This window comes from Desulfobotulus alkaliphilus (assembly GCF_007830435.1).
Lineage (GTDB): Bacteria > Desulfobacterota > Desulfobacteria > Desulfobacterales > ASO4-4 > Desulfobotulus > Desulfobotulus alkaliphilus.
Genome location: NZ_VLLC01000007.1, coordinates 1 through 22,420, shown reverse-complemented (window position 1 = coordinate 22,420; position 22,420 = coordinate 1). Strand labels below are relative to the sequence as shown.

Annotated in this window: 18 protein-coding genes and 1 tRNA gene; 9 read left to right on the top strand and 10 right to left on the bottom strand. The window is 48.9% G+C overall.

Going from position 1 to position 22,420, the window contains the following annotated elements:
• Positions 1 to 335: 335 nt before the first annotated feature.
• Both hemC and LZ24_RS05735 read right to left on the bottom strand, forming a co-directional pair.
• Positions 336 to 1,271, bottom strand: a complete 936-nt coding sequence (gene hemC / locus LZ24_RS05740) for a hydroxymethylbilane synthase (RefSeq protein WP_144683319.1) — start codon at positions 1,269 to 1,271, stop codon at positions 336 to 338.
• A 157-nt stretch (positions 1,272 to 1,428) separates the two neighbouring features.
• Positions 1,429 to 2,289: an amidohydrolase family protein gene (locus LZ24_RS05735; RefSeq protein WP_144683316.1), complete on the bottom strand. Its 861-nt coding sequence runs from the start codon at positions 2,287 to 2,289 to the stop codon at positions 1,429 to 1,431.
• Positions 2,290 to 2,375: 86 nt separating this feature from the next.
• Here LZ24_RS05735 and LZ24_RS05730 point away from each other — a divergent pair, with 86 nt between their 5' ends.
• Genes LZ24_RS05730 through LZ24_RS05720 form a run of 3 tightly spaced genes read left to right on the top strand, consistent with a single transcriptional unit; the run spans position 2,376 to position 4,519 of the window.
• The gene (locus LZ24_RS05730; protein WP_246118529.1) at positions 2,376 to 2,942 is read left to right on the top strand and encodes a tRNA (cytidine(34)-2'-O)-methyltransferase; all 567 of its coding nucleotides are present in this window, start codon (positions 2,376 to 2,378) and stop codon (positions 2,940 to 2,942) included.
• Between the two features lie 42 nt (positions 2,943 to 2,984).
• Positions 2,985 to 3,584, top strand: coding sequence for a DUF1007 family protein (locus LZ24_RS05725; RefSeq protein ID WP_186442961.1), 600 nt, complete (start codon positions 2,985 to 2,987; stop codon positions 3,582 to 3,584).
• Positions 3,581 to 4,519, top strand: coding sequence for a nickel/cobalt transporter (locus tag LZ24_RS05720; protein ID WP_144683307.1), 939 nt, complete (start codon positions 3,581 to 3,583; stop codon positions 4,517 to 4,519). The genes LZ24_RS05725 and LZ24_RS05720 overlap by 4 nt, the downstream gene beginning before the upstream one ends.
• Positions 4,520 to 4,733: 214 nt before the next feature.
• On the opposite strand, the gene LZ24_RS05715 is transcribed toward LZ24_RS05720, so the two are convergent.
• From LZ24_RS05715 to lnt, 4 genes are all read right to left on the bottom strand, one after another.
• Positions 4,734 to 5,351, bottom strand: a complete 618-nt coding sequence (locus tag LZ24_RS05715; protein WP_246118528.1) for a four helix bundle suffix domain-containing protein — start codon at positions 5,349 to 5,351, stop codon at positions 4,734 to 4,736.
• Positions 5,352 to 5,370: 19 nt separating this feature from the next.
• Complete coding sequence (thiL, locus tag LZ24_RS17170) at positions 5,371 to 6,891, bottom strand: thiamine-phosphate kinase (protein ID WP_186442960.1); 1,521 nt, start codon at positions 6,889 to 6,891, stop codon at positions 5,371 to 5,373.
• Positions 6,888 to 8,001, bottom strand: a protein-coding gene (prfB, locus tag LZ24_RS05705; RefSeq protein WP_186442959.1) for a peptide chain release factor 2 whose coding sequence is annotated in 2 segments (ribosomal slippage) — positions 6,888 to 7,943 and positions 7,945 to 8,001 — 1,113 coding nt in all. Because the reading frame shifts where the segments join, the coding sequence is not laid out codon by codon here. The genes thiL and prfB overlap by 4 nt, the downstream gene beginning before the upstream one ends.
• Positions 8,002 to 8,084: 83 nt before the next feature.
• Complete coding sequence (lnt, locus tag LZ24_RS05700) at positions 8,085 to 9,689, bottom strand: apolipoprotein N-acyltransferase (RefSeq protein WP_144683301.1); 1,605 nt, start codon at positions 9,687 to 9,689, stop codon at positions 8,085 to 8,087.
• A gap of 91 nt (positions 9,690 to 9,780) precedes the next feature.
• On the opposite strand from lnt, the gene LZ24_RS05695 reads away from it, so the two are divergent.
• A complete protein-coding gene (locus LZ24_RS05695; protein ID WP_144683298.1) occupies positions 9,781 to 10,092 on the top strand; it encodes an STAS domain-containing protein in 312 nt (103 codons plus the stop codon).
• Positions 10,093 to 10,159: 67 nt separating this feature from the next.
• Here the strand turns inward: LZ24_RS05695 and LZ24_RS05690 are convergent.
• Positions 10,160 to 10,236 (bottom strand) — tRNA-Pro (locus tag LZ24_RS05690).
• A 433-nt stretch (positions 10,237 to 10,669) separates the two neighbouring features.
• Between LZ24_RS05690 and LZ24_RS05685 the strand changes: the two genes are divergently transcribed.
• The 4 genes from LZ24_RS05685 (at position 10,670) to LZ24_RS05670 (ending at position 17,218) form a co-directional block, all read left to right on the top strand.
• Positions 10,670 to 11,080, top strand: coding sequence for a hypothetical protein (locus tag LZ24_RS05685; protein ID WP_144683295.1), 411 nt, complete (start codon positions 10,670 to 10,672; stop codon positions 11,078 to 11,080).
• A 653-nt stretch (positions 11,081 to 11,733) separates the two neighbouring features.
• Positions 11,734 to 14,751 carry an SNF2-related protein gene (locus tag LZ24_RS05680; RefSeq protein ID WP_186442958.1) on the top strand — a complete coding sequence of 1,006 codons (3,018 nt, stop codon included), beginning with the start codon at positions 11,734 to 11,736 and terminating at the stop codon, positions 14,749 to 14,751.
• Between the two features lie 16 nt (positions 14,752 to 14,767).
• Positions 14,768 to 16,237: a hypothetical protein gene (locus tag LZ24_RS05675; protein WP_222427545.1), complete on the top strand. Its 1,470-nt coding sequence runs from the start codon at positions 14,768 to 14,770 to the stop codon at positions 16,235 to 16,237.
• Between the two features lie 204 nt (positions 16,238 to 16,441).
• Positions 16,442 to 17,218, top strand: a complete 777-nt coding sequence (locus LZ24_RS05670) for a 4'-phosphopantetheinyl transferase family protein (RefSeq protein ID WP_186442957.1) — start codon at positions 16,442 to 16,444, stop codon at positions 17,216 to 17,218.
• Here the strand turns inward: LZ24_RS05670 and LZ24_RS05665 are convergent.
• The 3 genes from LZ24_RS05665 to LZ24_RS05655 all read right to left on the bottom strand — a co-directional run bounded on the left by LZ24_RS05665 (position 17,215) and on the right by LZ24_RS05655 (position 18,972).
• Positions 17,215 to 17,829 (bottom strand): class I SAM-dependent methyltransferase, encoded by a 615-nt coding sequence (locus tag LZ24_RS05665; RefSeq protein WP_144683283.1) that lies wholly within the window; start codon positions 17,827 to 17,829, stop codon positions 17,215 to 17,217. The genes LZ24_RS05670 and LZ24_RS05665 overlap by 4 nt on opposite strands.
• Positions 17,830 to 17,897: 68 nt before the next feature.
• On the bottom strand, positions 17,898 to 18,461 hold the full coding sequence (locus LZ24_RS05660) for a YqaA family protein (protein WP_144683280.1): 564 nt from the start codon (positions 18,459 to 18,461) through the stop codon (positions 17,898 to 17,900).
• Positions 18,462 to 18,552: 91 nt separating this feature from the next.
• Positions 18,553 to 18,972: a helix-turn-helix domain-containing protein gene (locus LZ24_RS05655; RefSeq protein ID WP_144683277.1), complete on the bottom strand. Its 420-nt coding sequence runs from the start codon at positions 18,970 to 18,972 to the stop codon at positions 18,553 to 18,555.
• A gap of 432 nt (positions 18,973 to 19,404) precedes the next feature.
• Between LZ24_RS05655 and glnE the strand changes: the two genes are divergently transcribed.
• Complete coding sequence (gene glnE, locus LZ24_RS05650; protein ID WP_144683274.1) at positions 19,405 to 22,302, top strand: bifunctional [glutamate--ammonia ligase]-adenylyl-L-tyrosine phosphorylase/[glutamate--ammonia-ligase] adenylyltransferase; 2,898 nt, start codon at positions 19,405 to 19,407, stop codon at positions 22,300 to 22,302.
• Positions 22,303 to 22,420 lie beyond the last annotated feature (118 nt).

Sequence of the window (22,420 nt, the reverse complement as noted above, 5' to 3'; positions counted from 1 at the left end):
CCGGGGGTATATCTAAAGGATGCGATGTATGCTGCGGTGCATTTTATGCTTTGACTGCCACCCTGACCCGGCCACTGTTTTCGGGCCATGGCCGGTTCGGAGGTCAGATATTCTTTTCTGATTACTACCCTGACTCAGCCACAGCCTGCTGGTCCGGTTGTTGGTAGGCCCATGGTGCGGGCTTTAATACGGGCAGGCGCAAGGCCTGCCCCTACGAATGGCTTTTACGGCCCTGTTTTGTGTAGGGGCACCCTTTACGGGTGCCCGCAACATTCGTAAAATCTGGTCATATAATTTCCATGATTAAGGCTTATATGGCTGAAAGACAGTGGTAATCAGATATTCTTTTGTCTGTGAATGTCATCCAGAATTTCCCGGCCCCCTGCCGCAAGGATCTCCCCTGCAAGGCTGTGGCCCAGATTTTCGGCATTTTTGGCATCACCTTCAAGCTCTCTGTGAATCCGCTTCTGCCCCATGGGATCAATGATACCGGCAGAAATGCAGAGTCTGTCCCCATCCAGCTCTGCAAAGGCAAAGGCAGGAATGCTGCATCCCCCTTCGAGGCGGCGGAGAAAGGCCCGTTCTGCCAGAAGCCGGGTTTCCGTGGGCAGATGATTGAGGGCGGCACGGATTTTTTTTCTGCGCTCCGGGTCCAGATGGGTAAAGGCTTCAATGGCAATGCATCCCTGACCCACGGGCGGAATGAAAAGGGTTAAGGGGAGTTTTTCTGTTATCAGATCATCGTAGCCCATGCGGTGCACACCGGCAAAGGCGAGAATGAGGGCATCGCACTGGCCTTCATCCATTTTACGGATACGGGTCTGCAGGTTGCCCCGCATATCCACGACCTTCACATGGGGGAAGTGATGCTTTAAGAGGGCCACCCGCCGTACCGATGAGGTTCCAACGGTGAGGGGTTTTTCTCCCTTGCTGAGGCTGGCATCCTTCTTTCTGCTGACAAGCACGTCGCCCGGATATTCCCGGTCTGTGAAGGCAATCAGCTCAAAGCCTTCGGGGAGAACGGACTGCATGTCCTTGGCGCTGTGCACGGCAATATCCATTTCTCCGGAGGCCAGGGCTGCTTCGATTTCTTCGGTGAACACACCCTTGGAACCTATTTTGGCAATGGAGACATCCAGTATTTTATCTCCCTTGGTTTCCAGAGGAATCAGTTCGGTCTCCATGCCAGCTTTCTGCAGAAGATCCGCAACGTATTCTGCCTGCCAGAGGGCCAGCTTGCTTTTTCGGGTGCCTATGCGAATGGGGGACATCGGAACTCCTTGGGGAATCTGTATCTGAACGGATTGCCAGATATATGTTTTAATGAGGGCTTTCTTCCGGATACACTTAAAAAAACATGCCGGATACCATGGCTCTATAACAGAAATAAGCGCTAAATCAAAAGCATCCTTCATTTTTCACAGGTTTTTATCTTGAAGGCTGACGCAAAGAAGTGTGGGGCCAGAGAAAGCGGGCTGCATTTTTTCCGCAGAGGTTCAGGATGTCTTCCGTGGAAAGGCCTGCCTCTTCCATGTCTTTGAAGTAGCGGGCAGGGGAAAGAAGGGGCCAGTCCGAGCCGAAAAGAAGCGGATTTTCCGATAACCGGAGCAAAAAGGCGTAGGCTTCATTTTTATAAAGGTAGGGGAAGGCCGCCGTGTCATAGGCAACAAGGTTTTTTTTCCCGGTGACGCCCTTTTTCATCAGGCTGTAAAAGGGGTAGCCCCCGCCACCGTGGGCAAGAATCATGCGGTTATCCGGAAAGTGCTGCAGGAGTTTTTCAATGCCTTCAAGGGAAATGGGCGCTTTTCCCGGATAGCTGTGGCCTATGGGATCGTTGGTGTGTATGAGGATGGGGGCCTGAAACTGTCTGCAAAGTGCCATGACGGGGCTGAGCTTTTCCAGAAGGTCTTTGTCAAAATCCCTGTGGTAGCAGGCCAGCTCTCCGATGCCAAAGGCCCCGGCCCCAAGGCAGCGTTCCGCTTCTTCTGCGGCCCATGAATCTTCAGGATGGACACAGCAGAGGGCAAGGATGCGGCCATGATATCTGCGGCTGGTTTCCATGAGAAAATCGTTGTGCTGCCGAAGGCGCTGTCTGCTGCGCCAGGGGAATCCGCAGGCAAGGGAGATATCTATGGCGTTTGCATCCATGGAGGCAAGGAGGGCCTCAGGCCCCTGAAGGATGGATGCGGGATTTTCATACAGAAGGGCAAAGGCGGGATCATTCAGAAATGCTTTGCGGTTTTTCTGAACGCTCTCGGGAAAAATATGGGTGTGGCAGTCGATGCGCATGGATTTTTTCCGGATTTTCTGATTAAAAGATGCCGTTGGTGCGTATTCGGATACCGGATTTCAAGTATGGCCTAAATGGATTTTTATTGCCACACCCATTCGGTCAGGCCGGTCTTAACCGGAAAAATTACAGGCAACTCAGGAAAGAAAAGACGGGCTATAAGAAAATGAAGAGGGTCAGCGCAGAACGTCACATTGTACTGGTTCATCCGGAAATTCCATGGAATACGGGCTGTGTGGGCCGGAGCTGTCTGGGAGTGGGGGCCACACTGCATCTGGTGGAGCCTTTGGGTTTTTCCTTAAGCGCAAAGGAGGTAAAGCGGGCGGGCCTTGATTACTGGCCAAGGGTTTCTTTAAAGGTGTGGCCTGATTTTGCCTCTTTTATGGATTACATGAAGCCCGTTCAGGAAGAACTGCTTTTTTTTAGCAAAACCGCCAGCCGGACATTTCGGGAGATCACCCCTCTGGACCGGATGATTCTTGTCTTCGGTTCTGAATCCAAAGGACTTCCCCCTGACATTCTGGCATCCTTTACGGGGCAGCATGTGCATATTCCCATCCATGACAGCATCCGTTCCCTGAACCTTTCCACCGCCGTTGGTATCGGGCTCTTTGAGAGCCTCAGGGGAAGGGATCCCGGCCATGGATGGTAGGGGGCAGGATATTTGATGAGAAAAAAAGAAGGGAGAATGAAGATGACAGGCAGATGCTGGATGTTTTTGCTTCTCCTGACAGGTCTTTTATGGGGAGCGCAGGCACTGGCCCATCCCCATGTTTTTGTGCAGACGGCCCTTGAGCTGGAGCTGGACGAAAAGGGGGTGCGGGGCATATGGCAGAGATGGGCCTTTGATGAGTATTTCAGTGCCTGGGTTATCGAAGATTTTGATAAGAATGCAGATGGGGTCTTCTGTGAAAAGGAGTTGAAGACCGTTTACGAGGAAACCTTTCAGAATTTAGAAAACTTTGGCTTTTTTACGACGATCCTGAAGGATGGCAGGAAGGTTCCCGTTAAAAGAATAGAGCATTTCTCCGTGGAGATTGAAGAAGGCCATGCGGTCTATTCCTTTTTTATTCCCTTTGTCCTTTCCCCGGAAGAAGATACGGCAACATTCCATGTGGCGGTTTATGATGAGTCCTTTTTCTGTCATCTCTTTTTTCCGCCGGAAAATGTGGGAATAAGAAAAAAGGACCATGGCTGGAAAGTGGTGTCCGCCCCCGAGGAAAGACCGGATCTTGCCTACTATTATGGATTCATGACGCCTGTGGCGCTTCGCTTTGAGGTGAAAATACAATGATGGGTAAAACCGGATGGCTTATGCTTGTGTGTGTGCTGCTGGTCATGGCCGGAGAGGCCTTTGCCAGCAGTCCCTTTCAGCGGTCTGTGCAGGCCGCACCAGCGGAGAAGGAATCATCCTTCAAACCCGCAGACCTTTTGCCTTCATGGGTCCGGGATGCCGGTTCCAAAGCCATGGGCAGGATTCTTGTCTGGCAGGTGCAGCTTCGTCAGAAGGCGGGGGGGTATGCCCGCCAGATCCGTGAGAACCCCTGGGGTAAGGCTTTCTGGTCCTATATGGGGCTGGCCTTTGCCTATGGGGTGGTCCATGCCCTGGGGCCGGGTCATGGCAAGGTTTTTGTGAGTACATGGTTTTTAAGCAGAAGGGGCAGCCTGACTCAGGCCATCGCCATGGGAGGACTCATGGGTTTTCTCCATGTTTTATCTGCCCTTGTACTGGTTTTTGTTCTTTATTTTATTTTGAAAGCAGGAGGGCCCGGTGCCATGGACGGCGCAGGCTCACAGATACAGAAGTTCAGTGCCGGACTGATTGTGCTTGTGGGGCTCTTTATGGCCTGGAAGGCCTTTCGGGGTATGACTCACGGACATGGGGCAGGGGAGGATTGTGCCTGCTGTGCCAGCGACTCCGACAGGCGCAGCCTTCTTTCCCTGAGTCTGGCCGTGGGCATGGTTCCCTGCCCCGGTGCGGCGCTCATCCTCTTTTTTTCCATTTCACTGGATATTCTGCTGGCAGGGGTACTGGCCATGGTCTTTCTGGCGGCGGGGCTTTCCCTGACCACCATCACCTTTGGCGTGCTGTCCCTTTATGCAAGGAAGGCTTTTTCCGCCATGGGCTCCGGTGTGCGGGTGAGGCCCCTGTGGTATCAGGTTCCGGTCCTTGCGGGGGCTCTGTGTATCACAGGCATGGGGGCCTTGCTTTTTTTCAGTCCTGTGTAGGGGCTTAGGGGAAGTGCGGGCTTTTGCGGACTAACACGGACTAACACGGACTGACAAGGACTAACAAGGACTAACAAGGACTGTCACGGACTGTCACGGACCAGCACGGATTGTCACAGGCCTGCGCAAACGGTTGCCTGTTTCTGTTTGTCCCTGTCTGTCCCTGACAGTCTTTGTATGTCTGTGTTTCTTTTTCTTTCTTTCTTTTTCTTTCTCACTTCCGGGGTTTATGCCGCCGTTCCGTTCGAATACGGTACATGCGTTCTGTGAAACCGCCTTCCTTTTCAAAGTCATCGGCCAGGCGTTTTACCTGGCGGTCAAGGAGGTAGCAGGTCAGGTTCAGCAGGGAGAGTGCCCCATTGGCGGCAAGGCAGGCGGAGCTTAAGGGGCCGGGCCCTTGGCTGTTCTGGCTCTCCCTCCCTGTAAGTCTTTGGATGTCTGTGTTTCTTTCACTTTGTACCCACAGGGCAAAGGCATCAAGGCTTTGGGGTTTTATCTGCTTGAATCTTATCAGTGCGGGGTGTTCCGGGCCAAGCATGGGAAGATCCCGGTGCCGGAGGAAGTCTTCATAATCGAGTTTCAGCTCTTCCAGACTGGCCCGTGCGACCTGCGTAAGTTTCAGTTCGGTCTTTTTGGAGGTTGCCGACGCCAGCGAGCCTTCGGCAATGTTCTGTGTTCCTGACCGTGCTGCCTGCACCATCTGGTCTTTTGTACGGCTGAATTTGTTAATATAGCGGTTGCAGAAACGGACCGTCACATCATAGACGAGCTGTGCCATCTGAAAGCTTTTCAGTTTCCGGTAGCCGCCGTGCATGGGGATCAGATCAGGCACGGAAACCTCCTGTTTTTATCTACGCTTTTTTTCCATGGGAAAATCCATGGGTCGCCCATTCCGGAAGCCCTGTGATTTTCCCTTCGGATGCCCCAAGGCAGGTACCAATGCGGGTGATGCCGGGAAGTTGTGAGCGAAGTTTTTCAGCTATGCTGTCCTCCGCCGTGAAAAGAAGCTCATAATCCTCCCCTCCGGTGAGGGCAAAGAAAAGGGGATCTTTTCCGCAGCGGCTGGCGTAGGCCAGAAGCTCAGGAGACAAAGGAATGGCGTGGGGATCAAGGGCAAGGGTGAGGCCCGATGCCTTTGCCAGATGCAGGGCATCCCCTGCAAGGCCGTCGCTTAGGTCCATGAGACAGCGGACACCGGCATCGGCAAGGAGGATTGCTGCATCGAAGCGGGCTTTGGGCTTAATGAAACGGCGGATCAGGCTTTCTGCGCCTTTGGGGTTTTCCGAAAGAAGGGCATGGCAGCCTGCGGCAGCATCCCCTGAAAAGCCTGTCACATAAATACCTTCCCCGCTTTTTGCATGGGACCTTCGGGGAAAGATTTCTCCTCCCTCCCCTGCCATAAAGAGATCCACACACAACACTTCCGCTTTGCAGATATTGCCGCCGGCAATGCTTCCCCCCGTTTCTTTCAGGGCCAGATGCATGCCCTGCTGCAGGGCCAGAATATCCGCTTCCTTTTCTCCGGGGGGCAGGCCCAGATTGACAAAGAGGGCAAGGGGCCTTGCAAAGGAGGCGGCAAGGTCACTGGCAGCGGCCATAACCGCTTTGTACCCCAGCTCTTCAAAGGACATCCAGTTTCTCAGGAAATGAACCCCCTCCCTCTGGGTGTCGGTGGAGATGACGGGCCTTTGCAGGCAGGGCAGGAGGGCGGCATCATCTCCGGGGCCTACGGGTATGGCGGGGTCTTTTTGATCTGCTGTCAGCTTCCGGATCAGGCCGAATTCATCCCAAAAGGCTTTTTCTTCTGCGGATCTTTCTTTGGCTGTGCCAAAGCGCCTGTGCCAGTTGTCAAAGCGTTCCAGCTGCTGGTCTCCGAAACGGGCCAGCTGGCTGCGGATGACCTCAAGGGGTTTTTCCCTGCCCGCCTCCCCCGGATTCTTGGAGAAAAATTTGTCCGCATAGCAGATGATTTCCTCTTCAAGGGAGACAGGCTGCATGTCCCGCTGGGGCAGGGGCAGCTTTTTTTTCAGAATCTCTTCCTTTGAAAGGCCCGTTCCCGTGTGGCGTTCACAAACAAGGGCGTGGCGGGGCAGGCCCTCTTTTTTCAGTATGTCGTGGCCGAGAAAGCCGTGGCAGATGTAGGCCTCTTTCCCATGGCAGCCGATGTCCGGGGCATGGGTGAGGCCGATGCCGATATCATGGAGAAGGGCAGCTTCGGCAATGAAGTTGAGATCCGGCCCTTCTTCCATGATCTGCAAAGCCGCATCCAGTGCTTTGCGGGCCACCATGCGGGAGTGCTGCAAAAGAATGGCTCTTGCAGGGTGGCCTTCGGGATAATAATGATCCAGAATTGTCAGGATCTTTGGATTCATGCCTTGCCCTTTGCGTGGCTTCTGCGGAGCAGTTCCGCCTGAATGAAGCCGTCCAGAGAACCGTCCAGCACGGCCTGGCTGTTGCCGGTCTCGTGGTTGGTTCGGTGGTCCTTGATCATCTGGTAGGGGTGGAGCACATAGGAGCGGATCTGGGAGCCCCAGGCGATCTCTCCCTTGCTGTCATGCATTTCCTGCATTTTTTCATCCTGTTTCTGTTTCTCCAGCTGATACAGGCGGGACTGCAGAACCTTCATGGCCATTTCCCGGTTTCTGTGCTGGGATTTTTCCTGCTGACAGGAAACCACAATGCCTGTGGGCAGATGGGTGATGCGGATGGCGGAGCTGGTTTTGTTCACATGCTGGCCTCCTGCACCGGAAGCCCGGAATACATCCACCCGCAGATCCTTGTCTTCGATGTCGATTTCGATTGCCTGATTCACCTCAGGGTAAACAAAAACCGAGGCAAAGGAAGTCTGCCTTTTGCCGTTGGCGTTGAAGGGGGAAATGCGTACCAGCCTGTGTACGCCGGATTCGGTTTTGAGATAGCCAAAGGCAAACTCACCGCTTACGGTAAAGGTGACACCTTTAATGCCTGCCTCATCTCCGGGCTGATAATCTACCATCTGCATGGAAAAACCCTTGCGTTCCACCCAGCGGCTGTACATGCGGAAGAGCATTTCCGCCCAGTCCTGGGCTTCCGTGCCTCCGGCACCGGCATTGATGGACATGATGGCTGTGGCAGAATCATCTTCTCCGTCCAGCATGAGCTTTAAGGAAAGATCACTGAGGTTTTCTTCCACCGCATCCATCTGAAGGGCCACATCCTTTACGGTTTCCTCATCTCCTTCTTCCACGGCCATTTCCAGAAGCATTTCCGCATCATCAATGGCGTTTTCTATTTTTTGATAGCTTTCCAGCTTTCCTGAAAGGAGGGTGCGTTCCTGAAGAATGGGTCTGGCGGCTTCGGGGTTGTCCCAGAAATCTTTATTGGCAATGATGGATTCAATTTCACTTAAACGGTAGCTGAGGTGTTCGAGGTCAAAGACACCCCTTTAACTGAAGGAGTTGGGCGCGCTGATCCTTTGTGCGCTGCTTCAGTTCTGCGGACATGGCATTCTCCTTAAAAATTAAATGAAGCCCCTTGGCATGCAGGGGAAACGGGACTTTTTGAAAAAATCAGAAAAATTTTTTTCTCAGGCAGATCTGTCCGCCCCCTTTCTGTGGACGGGCAGGGCGGCTGCCACAAAATAGAATACTACCACAAAGAGACAGGTCCATGCAAAAAAATCGCCGAACCGGGCATAGATACTTTTTTCTTTGAGCAGGGGTGCCTGAACGCTGAGAATGGCTTTGGTGTTCATGGATGTTTGTTCTGTTATCCGGCCCGTGGGCAGAATGAGGGCGCTGATGCCGGTGTTGGCACTGCGTATGACAGCTCTCCGGAACTCAACGGCCCGGAACTGACTGAAGGCAAGGTGCTGGGCAGGGCCTCCCGTATTTCCGAACCATGCGTCATTGGTCTGGACGGCAAGGAGTTCGGCCCCCTTTGCCACGGCCTCCCTTGCAATATAGGGAAATACGCTTTCAAAGCATATCAGGGGAGCGAGAAGGGTTTCCTGAAAGGCAAGGACCGGTGGCTGGGTGCCGGGGGTGAACTCTCCTGCGGGAATAATGAATTTTTCCATGAAGGGAAAAAGTTTTTTAAGGGGAATGTATTCACCAAAGGGAACGAGATGCTGCTTGTCGTAGCGTGCAAGGATGTCTCCTTGGGGGCTGATGAGGTAGCTGGTATTGAAGAGATGGGGTTTTCCATGGGAGTCTCTCTCAAAGACGGGGGTGCCCGTGAGGTGGTATCCGCCGGATGCCTTTATGTGGGCAAGAATCCGCCGGGTGGGAGCCGTATCCATGAAAAGATAAAAGGGTGTGGCGGTTTCCGGCCAGAGAAAAAGGCGGTTTTCGCCTTCGGGGGCTTTTTCCATGAGTCGGTGGTAGCGGTCAAGGGTTTCCCGCTGAAAGGCAGGATCCCATTTCTGATCCGGCGGGAGGTTGCCCTGAAGGATGGAAACGTCAATGACCGGGGCCTGGGCTATGGTCTGTTCGGTGTCTTTGATGCGGAAATGTCCGTAAATTCCGAGGCAGAGCCAGATGCTGAGGGGGATGGCTAAATTTTTCCCTTTTTTCCCGGGAAAGGCCAGTGCCGTATTCACCATAATAATGGCAAAGGAAACAAGAAAGGCACCGCCCATATCTGCGGACTGTATGAGAAGGGGCGCACCGGTAAGGCCGTGGCCCAGTTGCGCCCATGGAAAACCCGTAAAAAAATGCCCCCTTAGGAACTCAAGGGCTGTCCATGCGGCCGGGGCAAGGAGGAGAATATTTTTTTTCCTGCGGTAAAGATGGTGGATGAAAAGAAAGAAAAAGGCCGGATACAGGGCCAGATAGGCGGCCAGAAGCCCGAGGGCCCCCAGAGCGGCGGGCCAGGGAAGGCCGCCGAAGGTCTGTACGGTGGCGGCCAGCCAGTGCAGGGTGGCAGAAAAAAAGAAAAGGCCGAAAATGAATCCCAGCCGGAAAGCCCTGCCAGCCTGACCCATGTCTGCGGCGCTGCGTATGGGAAGGGCGAGGCTTATAAAAAGGAGGGGCCAGAGTCCAAGGGGCGGGAAGGCGGCAAAGGCAGCCATGCCACAGAGGGCTGCCGTGAGCGCGGGTGGTAGAATCGGGGGTGTATTTTCTCCGGTCAAAGGAGCAGATTCACGTTGAGATTCCTTGAGTCTTATGTTATGTTTTTTTTGTTTTGCCATTCAAGGCCCCTTATGAAATCCCGCCATTTCTAAGTATTCCCATTGTCGGAGCCCCGGCATCTCTTTTTCTATAATATACGGAGTGCATGCCATGAGTCAGATTGTAAAGGAGCAGGACTGGACCACTGTCATTCCCGGCGTGGATATTGTTGCGTCCATGGCCAATGATTTTCGTACGGAACTCCAGAATCTTATCCAGGAAAGCAGCGGAGACATCTGTCTGGATCTTGCCGGTGTGGAAATGGTGGATTCTGTCGGTATCGGCGTGATCATTGCTACCCATAACTCCCTGAACCGGCAGGGGCGCAAGCTGAAGGTTGTGAATGTGGCCAAAGATATTTACAGTCTGTTCAGTACCATGCGTCTGGACCGGCATTTTTCCGTAGAGCCCCTTGGATCCTGAACCTTTAGAATGGTGTCTGATTTAAAAAGAAAACGCCCTGTCATGTGCAGGGCGTTTTTTTGTTTTTTGGTCGGGGCGAGAGGATTCGAACCTCCGACATCCTGCTCCCAAAGCAGGCGCGCTACCAGGCTGCGCTACACCCCGATAAAGAGAAAAAATGTTTAGCACGCCTGCCCGAATTGCGCAAGGGACTTCTTTGATCCAGCTTGATTATCTTCAGTCCCGCCCTCTTTTTTCGAGTTGCGGGAGCATTCTCAGTCAAAAACAGGGCGGTGAGGCGATCCGTCTGGTTTCTGTGCCATCATTTTAAGGGGCTTTAGGCATGGACTTGCCTAGCATGGGACTGAAGTTGGCGGCGCCAGAATTGTGGGCGCAAACGGGCCTTTCATGGAAGCAGGCCTTGTTCTTGTAATCGCTATGAATCAAGGCCTTTGCTGTCTGGCACAAAGTATGCAATTCTAAAAAAAAGCCTCCCTGCAATGCCTCCGCAGGGAGGCCTCATTTTTTAAGGCTTTCTTCTGTTTTGGGCTTATTCGGTATTCAGGTACACTATCCATAAATGCAAAGGAGAGAGAAGATGAAAAAAGTTAAAGTCATGCTGTTAAACGCTCTTTTTGCTTTGGTTCTGATTTTCATGGTCGTGCCGGTTTCCCATGGTCAAACGGGTACCTACATTGACTGTATTCATGGCTGCCCGGATCTGCCAGCCTGCAACAACTGCTGCAATGAGTCTTTCAGGGTTATCCTGAGACATTGCGATGACAGGCGGGATCAGTGTGATGCCCTCTGTCCTCCGGGCGACATGGATTGCCTGGATGGATGCGCAATTGCCAGATCGGCTTGTCTCATGCAGGATATGCGGGATTTCGACTGCCCGCACTGGGTGAGAGGGCGGCATAATATGGGTTTTGGCAGTGGTGCCGGTGCCTCCCTCTTTTCCACAGGAAGTGTCAGGTCATCCGCCACCGGTTGCGCTTATTGTCATTAGAATCCACAGCAGCCCATGTCCTGTCAGGGACGTTCCCATGAGGATGGCAGGAGGTGATGCCACAGAGTGTCTTCTGTGAGGCTGCCTTGGCTCTGTCGCTGTATTTTGTAACTTGATGTTCAAGTTTTTCGGTTTTCAAGGGTTTCTTGAGCAGTAGCAGTGTCTAGTCTATGGGTTTTACAGTAGCGGCATGCTTGCAAATCGTTATATTTGATTTAATAAATCAGATATTTATAAAAAGCTTGAGCATCGAATATGGGGACTTGAAATCCGTTGCTTCTGCGAAGTTTTTATTACGGATCTGTGTTGGAATGGGTGTCTGCTTGCAGGTTTGAGCTGCTTATTGGTGGCGGAAATTTATTCTGCAAATATATTCGGATTTTATTCTGGATGTTTTACTGGAAAACATGTTGCAAAAAATTAAATTGTACATTTGAAGATTTCAAGGAAATAATTTTTATGATATGGCGAATATGTTTTTCTAATAAATTATTTTTAAGGCAAGTTTATACTAAGATGTTTTATTGCTAAATGATTCTCTTAAGATATGAGACCTAAATATGCCTTTTTTTTCTCCGGGTGATTCTGTGCGTATCATCTCAAGTCCAGGCAGTATGGGGACAGTTGTTAAAAGTCGAAATCGTGGAGGCAGAGTGTCGTGGCAGATACGTTTCCCGGACGGCATTCGCTATGTTGCTGAAAAACAATTGGAACATCTTCCTGAAGAAGCTGAAGATGCCCTTGATTTATTATTTAAAAAAAAGTTCGGCAGAATTGGTGATTTGCGGGGTAGTATTACCCATATTCGCCTTAGTGGTAAGCTTGCTGATTTGATTTACAGCATGGAAACTACGCTAACAACATTTTACCCTTATCAGTTCAAACCCGTTCTCAATTTTTTGGACTCTCCGAGCAGAGGAATACTTATTGCTGATGAGGTTGGGCTGGGTAAAACAATAGAAGCAGGGCTGATATGGACAGAGTTGCGTAGCCGTTATGATGCCCGCCGCCTTTTGGTCCTTTGTCCGGCGATGCTTGGTGCAAAATGGCGGCAGGAATTGGCGCGCCGTTTTGGTATTGATGCGCAGATTGCAGATGCTTCACAAGTGAAACGAATTCTTTGTGAATACATAGAAGGGGATCGGAGAGATTTTGCAATTATTGCAAGTATGCAGGGATTAAGGCCCGGAAAAGATTGGGAGGAGAAAAGCAGGGACTCATTTGCATCGGCATCGGACGAATTAGCTTTTATTTTAAATGATATGGCTTATGATGAAGACTTGCTGGATCTTCTGATTATTGATGAAGCTCATTATCTCAGGAATCATGGCAGTATGACCTATCAGATTGGTCGTTTGCTGCGTAATGTTGCTGAGCATGTAGTTCTTCTTTCAGCGACACCTGTTCATTTGAGGAGTCAGGATCTTTACGCCCTCTTAAATCTTGTTGATGAAGACACCTTCAATCAGCCCCATGTTTTTGATGATATTCTTAATGCTAACGCCCCCTTGCTTGCGGCAAGGGATATCCTTTTGTCTGGGAATCCTGACATTTCATTGTTTGTAAAAAAAATTAATGAAGCAAAAAAGCATGTTCTGTTAAAAAATAATCGTCAGCTTCAGGCCATTTTGGATGAGGTTCCGAAAAGTGATTTGATTAAAGACAGGTCCCGACGGAGCTATTTTGCCCATCGACTGGAAGGAATCAATCTGCTTGGGCATGCTGTTACCCGTACCAGAAAGCGGGATGTAACTGAGTGGCGGGTAGTCAGGGAAGCTGTTGCAGAGAACATTCCAATGACATTGGTTGAGGAAGAATTTTATGAAAGGGTAACAGGCCATGTTCGGGACTATTGTTCCAGAAGTGGCGGCCATGAAGGTTTTCTTATGGTTACGCCCCAGCGCCAAATATCAAGTTCCATGCCAGCAGCCTTGAGGGATTGGCAGCGTAGAAAAAAAATCTGCTTTTCTCTGGATGAAGATATTGGCAGCAGTGTAGAAGATGTGCGTGATGTTGGACCTTTGGTACAATCTCTCCTTCGAGATACGGTTAATTTTGGTAATCTTGAAGTACTTTGGGAAAATGATTCTAAATATCATCGCCTGTTCGGGCTGATAAAAAAACATCTTCAAGAATATCCTTTTGAAAAGATAGTTCTTTTTTCTTACTTCAGGCCAACACTTTACTATTTGCATGAACGCTTAATGCAGGATGGGATAAGAGGGCTTGTGTTGGTTGGTGGAATGCCAGATACAGAGAAAAATTTTATTTTGAAAGAGTTTAAAGACCCGCAAGGCCCATCCTTACTCCTTGCATCAGAGGTCGCCAGTGAAGGAATTGATCTCCAGTTTGCCAGAATACTTGTTAATTATGATTTACCATGGAATCCGATGAGAGTTGAACAGAGAATTGGCCGAATTGATCGGCTTGGACAGGAATCATCAAAGATAACCGTATGGAATTTGTTTTATGAAAACACAATAGATGCAAGAATTTATGATCGGTTGTATTCACGGTTGAAAATATTTGAATATGCACTTGGTGGAATGGAGACTGTACTTGGCGAAGAGATTAAAAAAATGACCCTGGACCTGATGGGAAACAGGCTATCACCGTCACAGGAAGAGGACAGAATCAGGCAGACAGCGCAGGCTCTTAATAATCTTAAGGTTGAGGAAGATCGTTTAGAGCGGGATGCTGGAAATTTAATGGCCCATGGTGATTTTATTCTTCGTCAAATTCAGGCCGCCAGAGATATAGGCCGTTCCATTCAGGGAAATGATCTTTGGATTTATACTAGGGATTTTTTAGAAATCAACTATAAGGGGTGCCTTCTTCGTCAGTTGGAATCGGATAATTCGGTTTTTGAGCTGAGGCTGTCAGAAAAGGCGTATTATGATCTTGATCGTTTTATGCAGGATCACAGACTTGCAGGCCAAACTCGGATACTTCAGACACACATGCCTTTTTACTGTGAATTTAAAAATCAGGTTCAGCATGATAACGCAGGGAATATAGAATTCATTAATCAGTTTCATCCTTTGATACGATTCATAGGTGATAAAATAAAAGAAAAAATTCGTTGTGGACAAAGGGTTTATCATCCTCTTGTCGGTGTTTTTCTTGATCATGATTATATACCAGAACTGCCTTCTGGTGATTATTTTTTTTATGTTGAACTATGGAGCGTTAAAGGGATTCGGGATGTTGAAAAGATGGCCTTTTCAGCCAAGCCTTTTGGTATGTCCAGTATGCTTAAGGATGAAGATGCAGAAAAGCTGGTTGTTGCTACGGCACGTTTTGGTAAAGATTGGCCTGGTGTAAAAAATGACGTGAATACTGTTTTGCTTGAGGGGCTTTTTGACGACTGTGTCTCTTATCTTGAAAATAGATATAATGAATATATCATGATGCTTGAAAATGAAAATAATGACAGGGCTGATCTACAGGAAAAAACTCTAAAGCTGCACATGGAACGGCAGATAGAGAATTTGAGCCGTGTTTTAAAGGGGCATGAAGAGAAAGGTCTGAGCAGGATGGTTCCGGCAGTCAAGGGAAAAATGGCAAAGCTTGAAACCAAAGTGGGTTCTAGGCTTCGTGCACTTGAAGCTGGGCGCAGGCTGGTCCATGAGCAGCGTGAGATATGTGCGGGCGTTCTTCGATTATTATAATAAGGTGAGGTCTTTAATGGGAAGGGTGCGTTCTGAAAAGTTGCGTCGTTTTTATGGAAAAGATCAGATCTGTGAGTCTTTGGATTATGATTTTGATGAGAGTGATGTTGTTCTTGGGCTTGATTTTGGCACATCATTTTCAAAGGTTGTCATACAAGATAATGCCTTGCAAAAAGCTTATGCTGTTTCTTTTGAGGATATTGATCGAGGAAAAGAAACCTATTTGTTGCCGACCCGTCTATTTGTTACTGAGGAAGGATTGTTGAGTCTTTCCAGTGGCTTTGATTTTTATATAGATTTTAAAACAGCTGTTATGGAGATGGCGGGGCGTAAAATATCCAGTGTCATGAATAAGCTTGAGTCTTTTGCCCCAACAGAGCTTGCTACGGCCTATCTTGCCCTTTTAATTCGTTATGCAAGGTCATGGTTTCTTGTTCATACAGAGTCCGTTTATAGAAAAACCCTGATAAACTGGGATTTGAATATCGGAATAGCTTCTAAGAATTACAGAACTTCAAAAGAAAGAGTTTTTCGTACTATAGCTTTTGCAGCATGGAAACTTTCTCGCAGTTCAGAACCTTTGACTATGGCTATGGTTCAGAATACTCTTGCAGAGGCAGTAATTCATATGGCCGCTGAAATACTGTTTAAAATTATTGGAAAAAATGCTCGTAAAAAGGATTTTGGGGCACAGTGGCTTCATACAGAAAATGTACAGGTGCATCCAGAGGTAATTGCAGAGGTTGCAGGCTATGTTCATTCTCCTATGCGCAGAAACGGTATGCATTTTTTGGTGGATATAGGAGGAAGCACGGTGGATATGGCAACATTTATGATTCATGAGAATGATGGCGATAATCACTATCCCATACTTGCAACAGATGTTGTGAAATATGGCACCATGATGCTTCATAAAAACAGAATGAATCACCTTAAAGAAGAATATGGGGTTGATTTGTTTGCTTCTCAATTTTTTGAAGATCATTTTCCTGGCTCGGAATATTATGCTGATCTTTTAAGAAGAAAAGGCTTTGTGTTTTTTGAGGAAGATGATTTTATAGAAAAAATGAATAAGTCAGATATGCAGTTCTGGAAACAGTGCTCAGCAAAAATTGGTGAATTGATTAAGTATACATATAAAGATCGTTATGGATACGCTCCTGAATGGAAAAAGGGACTTCCTGTTTTTATCTGCGGAGGTGGGGCAAGGGTAGTTTTGTATCGAGATGGCATTCATGAACGAGGAGAGCGTATTGCTGCAAATGGAATGGGAAAGTTTCATGTTTATTCAATTCCAGTTCCTTCTGGCTTTAAGGAGCAAGGGCTTGTACCAAAGGAATACGAACGCCTTGCTGTAGCTTATGGCCTTAGTTTTACAAGTGAAAATATTGGTAAAATTATTCCTCAGTCACAGGTAAAAGATATGCCAAGAAGGTCTGTTTTTCAGGAAAGAGATTCTGATTTTATTGGGAAGGAGTATTGTTGATTTGCTTTTGAAGAAGACGGTATTCAATATTCCAAACGATTATCTGTCTTACGTTTTGAAACTGTGAGAAAGTATCCATGTGACGTTGCATGAATGGCCTGTGTTTGAATTAAAAACAGCTGTGTGACAAATACTCATCAGTATATCACTGAGCAGCTGCAATATACACATTTTTCTATGCTGCAGCATAAAAGAAAAAATTTCATGAACTCAGCAAAGCTCTGGCAACCCCGTCCCCTGAGTCTACGGGCATCTTCTTTTCCCTTTCGTTTAGAGAGCATTCCCGTGGCTCTGCATATGGTCCGCATCCCGGATGCCGTCGCATCCCTTTTTCCTGAAGAAGGAGAGTGGATTGGGTGGAGAACCCGGAAAAAACTTTTTGTTCCGGAAGAAGCTTTTCCTGAAGGTTTTTCTGTATCAGAAAAAGCCCGTTTCCATGGTTTTGCCGCAGCCAAGAGGCAGATGGAGTGGCTTTGCGGTCGCATGGCTGTGAAAGCGCTGGTGCGGACCTTTCTGGGGGATAGCAGAACAGGGGCTGGCATAGCCGTGGAGAATACGGAAAAAGGGGTTCCTTATCTGCCGGATTTTCCCGAATATGCCCTTTCCATCAGCCATGGCGGCGATCTGGCCGTGGCGGGCATGGTCCTTGAAAAAGGGGGAGCGCTGGGTCTGGATCTGGAGCCGGACAAAAAGCGGGACACGGAAGCCCTGCGGCGTATGGCTTTTTCCGAAGAGGAATGGGCCTTTCTTTCCGGAAAGCCGGAGCGGGAGATTCTCCGTCACTGGACTTTAAAGGAGGCCGGGCTCAAGCTTGTGGGTCAGGGCTTTCACCTGCCCCTGAAAAAGCTTGAAATTCTGCCGGGAGGGATGCGGGTTCACGGAAAGGATGTGGCGGGTGTCTCCTGCTGGACAGCCGATATAGAGGGGGGGCATCTTTTGAGTCTTTTGTATGGTAAGGGGGACATAATTCCACCAGTCTAATTTTGTTTAGCCACAATCATCCGGTGTTCCCCTTTGCCAAACTTTTTTGGTATCACCTTGTCTTGTGAAACTGATAGTTTATGTTTTTCTAATAAAGTAAAGAATTCATTTTCATATGTTGCTTTTCCAAAATCAATGGTAGTTATGTATTTTAATTTTGGTTTAGTAAAGTCTAATAACCAGGATTTATTTTTAAACATGGTTTGAAAAAATACAATTTCGCCGTTAGGATTAAGGTAGTTTTTTACTTTATCTAAAATTAATGGCTGATTATTAAACAGCATAAAGCTCATGCTAAAAAGGACAAAATCATAATACTCATTATTTGGTGGGGAAAAATATTCAATAGGCTCATGATAAATTGTTAGATGGTCCTGAAGATGATATTTTTTGATTAGGCGCTTGCAATTCTTTAAATAAACCTTATTGATATCTACTCCTGTTATGCTTAGTTGTTTGGATCTGATTAAAGGGTGAAATGTTTTTAGCATCTTGCCGTTGCCGATTCCAATATCTAAAATGTTTGAATCAAACGGAAAATATTCTAAACAACTTTTATAGCTATGGTCTGTAAAATCATTGACTATGTAGTTATAGAGCAGGTTTCTCATTTTCTGATTTAATCCTTTAAAATCTTTTGTTTTTAAGGCGTTTTATATTTTTTTAATCGATTTAAACGTCAGCTGATATAACTTAATATACACATAAGGCCGATGTATCGAATTGCCCGAGGAACCAATGCATAAACCATAAAATCTTTAAGACTTAATCTAAAAATTCCACCTAAGATAGGAAAATAAGGTAACGGTGTCAATGCCAGGATTGTTAATCCAAATTTACCATATTTTTGAAAGATATTGATTGCCTTCATCATATTTTGTTTCTTTAATGTGTAGTGTAATATGGGTTCACCATATACCCTGCCCAAATGATAACCAATAAAACCTGCAAGAAAACTTCCGGTAATAATACTGGCTAACAGGTAAAACGGGTTCATCTTGATTACGACGCCAACAGCAATGAATAAATCGGGGCCGATTAGCTGAAACGAAACTTCTAAGAGTAATGAGAAAACCATAATTCCCATGTATCCGAATTTTAAGGCAAAATCAGCTATGGCTTCTTTGTCAACAAAGTACTGGGCAATTAAAACCACAGACAACAGTAATGAAAAAATCATTATGGCTGCATTTATGATAGAAAATATACGTTTTTTCCAGCTAGGCAATGTTCTGTGTGTCATTCCTTAATGCTTCCCAAAAGCTGATGAGTAAAACCAGTTTGTTTTAAAGGTCAATTTTCGATTTACTAATGGGCTCATAACGCATTTAACATTAAGCCAAAATATACTGGGTGTTTTGTTCTCTAAAAAACTGGCAACTTTTATGGTTTGCTTTTGCATTACTTATGGAAACTCCGAACTCCTTTTTGATAAACTCCCGAATCATTTCACGGGTCCACAGCGCAAATGGAAATCCGTAGTCCATAGGATTTTTATCCGCAATCTTCCAGAAAAGCTCATCAAAATCTTTGGTCTGGAACTTAACGGGCCGACCTGGAATCGGTTTCGTCTTTAAAGCGTCAAGGCCGCCTTTGCGGTATTTGGCTATCCACTGGTAAATTGCGGATCGATGGTAACCCAGAGCCCTGGCGATCACCTCTGGGCTTTCACCCGATTCTATCTGCTGCACGGCGCGTATGCGGATAGCCTCACGGGTCTTATGATCGAGTTTTCTAGCGTCTTGTTTTTTCATAAGCAGCAATATACATCATATCGAGTGGGATTTGAACTTCTGAGTAACTTGAATTTAGTTCTTTTAATTCAAAAGCTTAAAAAATTACCAATTATCCATCACTGATCGAAATTAGTTTGAATCCTGCACAAGTTACTCTATGACAAGACGCCCTAGCAGGGCGTGAGCTGCTTCTGAGTAACTTCAAAAGTTACTCTATGACAAGACGCCGTAACACGGCGTGGGTTGCTTTTTAGTATGACGCTTTGGATGCCTGTAAAAAAACAGAACGATTTGTCGAAAACAGATCTTTCGAAGAATATGACAAGGATGGCTATCTTCGCTCTGCTGTTGAAAGGCAATTTGAAGATTGTCTGAAAAAAGCCTTCTAGCGAAGCCAAAACCAACAAAGCCGGCATCCTGCCGCATGACGGAAGCCAAGAAAGATTTTGTATGACAGAAGAAATGCACCCCCCCGTTCCTGTGGTATCCGGGGAACTTATGGACCTTCTGGCACAACGCCATCCGGACACCCTTGCCTTCCTTGAAAAAACTTCCGGCTCCCTTCCCGAAGGCCTTGGCAATGACCTGCGCCGGGTAGCCGCCATGAGTGATTTTTTCGCAAGGGGCCTGCTCCGGGACCCGGATACCCTTGGGGATCTCATGGAGGGCAAATACCTGACAGCACCCCCTGCTCCGGCCAGAGAAAGGGTGCTGGAAGCACTTCAGGCCGTGGATTCGGAAAGCCTTCTTTCCTTGCGTTTAAGAAACATCCGCCACCTTTCCATGATGGGCATCTGTTTCAGGGATCTTTCCGGCAGGGCTTCCTTAACAGAAACCATGGCATCCCTTTCCGGGCTGGCCGAAGCTGTTGTGGACGGAGCGGCCACTTATCTTCACACAAAAATGGCTGCCACCCATGGGGAGCCTGTGGGGGAGGAATCCGGCAGAACCCAGCGTCTTGTGGTACTGGCCATGGGGAAGCTTGGGGCCGGTGAGCTGAATTTTTCTTCGGACATTGATCTGATCTATACCTACCCTGAACCGGGAGAAACCACCGGCCCGGATATCATCGCCAATGAGACCTTCTTTACCCGCCTTGCCCGCAAGCTGACGGCGGTTTTCAGCGGCAACACCGGCGGTCCCCTTTTCCGTGTGGACTTACGGCTGAGGCCCTTTGGCGAAAACGGTCCCATGGTCATGCATTTTGATGCCATGGAGTTTTACTATCAGACCCAGGGCCGGGAATGGGAACGCTATGCCCTTATCAAATGCCGCCCCATCTCAGGCAACAGGGAAGACGGCAGCGAGTTGCTGGAAAGGCTGAAACCCTTTGTCTTCCGGAGGTATCTGGATTTTGGCGTATTTGACAGCCTGCGGGAAATGAAGCAGTCCATCATGGTGGAAATCCGAAGAAAAGGGATGGAGAACAACATCAAAACCGGCTCCGGCGGTATCCGGGAAGTGGAATTCTTTGGTCAGGCCTTTCAGCTTCTCCGGGGTGGGGTGGTGCCGGGTCTTCAGCAGCGGGAAATTCTGAAAATCCTGAAAATCCTTGTGCGCTTCCGCTTCATTCCTCCGGAGACAAGGGATAATCTTACGGCAGCCTATGTCTTTTTGCGTCATACGGAGCACCGCATTCAGGCCTGGGAAGACCGGCAGACCCATCTCCTGCCAAAGGAAGACGCATCCCGGAAAGCCCTTGCTGCGGCCATGGGCTTTGAAAGCTGGGATTGTTTCATGGCCGGACTGGAAGAGCACAGGCGGCGGGTGCACGATCACTTCCGGAAGCTCCTTGCCGTTGAGGATGAAAGCAAAGAATCCGTTCGCCCCATGGTGGCCCTGTGGACCCAGCCTCACATGGAGCCGGACAGGGCAGAGGGCCTTCTTGCCCAGGCCGGTTACAGGGACCCGTCCGCCGCCCTCCGCATGCTCAGGTATTTCCGTGACAGCCTTCCGGGTCAGGCCATGAGCAGTCAGGGGAAGCGGCGGCTGGATACCCTGATGCCCCTTTTGCTGGAATCCTGTGGCAGGGGTGAAAATCCGGCACAATCCCTTGGCCGTATTCTGGATCTGCTGAGGGCCATCCAGCGCCGCAGTACCTATTTCGCCCTTTTTCTGGAATATCCTTCCGCTCTGGATCATCTGGTGCGTCTGGCCAATGCCAGCCCGTGGATTATGGATTTTCTTTCTCAGCATCCCGTGCTGCTGGATGAGCTGCTGGATCCCCGCACCCTTTACCGTCCACCGGAGCGCGGGGAAATGGAAGAAGATCTCCGCCGCCGTCTGGAAGAACTGGACCTGGAAGATCTGGAAATCCGGCTGGAAAACCTCTGTGTTTTCAAACAGTCCGGCCTTCTGCGGGTGGCGGCGGCGGATGTGACGGGAGAATTTCCCCTGATGAAGGTCAGCGACCGTCTGACGGAAATAGCCGAGTGCGTGGTGAACGAGATTGTGGACTTTTCCCACAGGGATCTGGTCCGGCGTCATGGCAGGCCGCTGGACAGTCAGGAAGAGGCCATGGAAGGCTGGGGATTTGCCGTCATCGCCTATGGCAAGCTGGGCGGCCTTGAGCTGGGCTATGGTTCGGATCTGGATCTGGTTTTTCTCCATGAAGATACGGAAGGCATGACCGAAGGGGGAGAAAAGCCCCTGTTGTCATCCCAGTTTTTTACCCGCCTTGGTCAGAGGGTGATCCACTGTCTCAAGGCCCACACCCGTGCGGGCACCCTGTACGAGACCGACCTGCGTCTGCGGCCCGACGGTAATTCGGGTATTCTCGTGGTGCCCGTTTCCGCCTTTGCAGATTATCAGCGCCGTCAGGCCTGGACCTGGGAGCATCAGGCCCTTGTCCGGGCCCGGCCTGTCTGCGGCAATCACCGCATGGCAGAACGCTTTGAAGCCGTCCGCCGTGAAGTGCTCTGCCAGAAAAGGGAGAGTGAACCCCTTCGGGCGGAAATTGTAAAAATGCGGGAAAAACTGCGCAGCGCCCATACACGGCCGGAGCCGGGGATTTTTGATCTCAAGCAGGATCCCGGCGGTATCATGGACATTGAGTTTCTGGTTCAGTATATGGTTCTGGCCCATGCCCACGATACCCCGGCCATCACCCGCTGGACGGACAACATCCGCATTCTGGAAACCCTGTCGGAAACCGGGGTGATGCGGCCGGAGGAGGCCACCTTTCTGCGCAGTGCCTATCTGCTTTTCCGGGTGGCCGTGCACCGGAAAAATCTGCAGAATCAGCCTTCCCGGGTGCCGGAATTCCGTTTTGAAAAACTCAGGGAAGGGGTTCGCCATATCTGGCAGCGATACATGGGAACAGGTCATTCTGTACCGGAGAAAAATTGACAGGGCCTGTCTGCCAGTTTATATTTCAAGGTATTAATTATTCAGCACAATTTATTTCGAACTGCCAATGCTGTAATTGCAGCAGCTTCGTACTGTTGCAAGGCTCCGAGGCTATTTG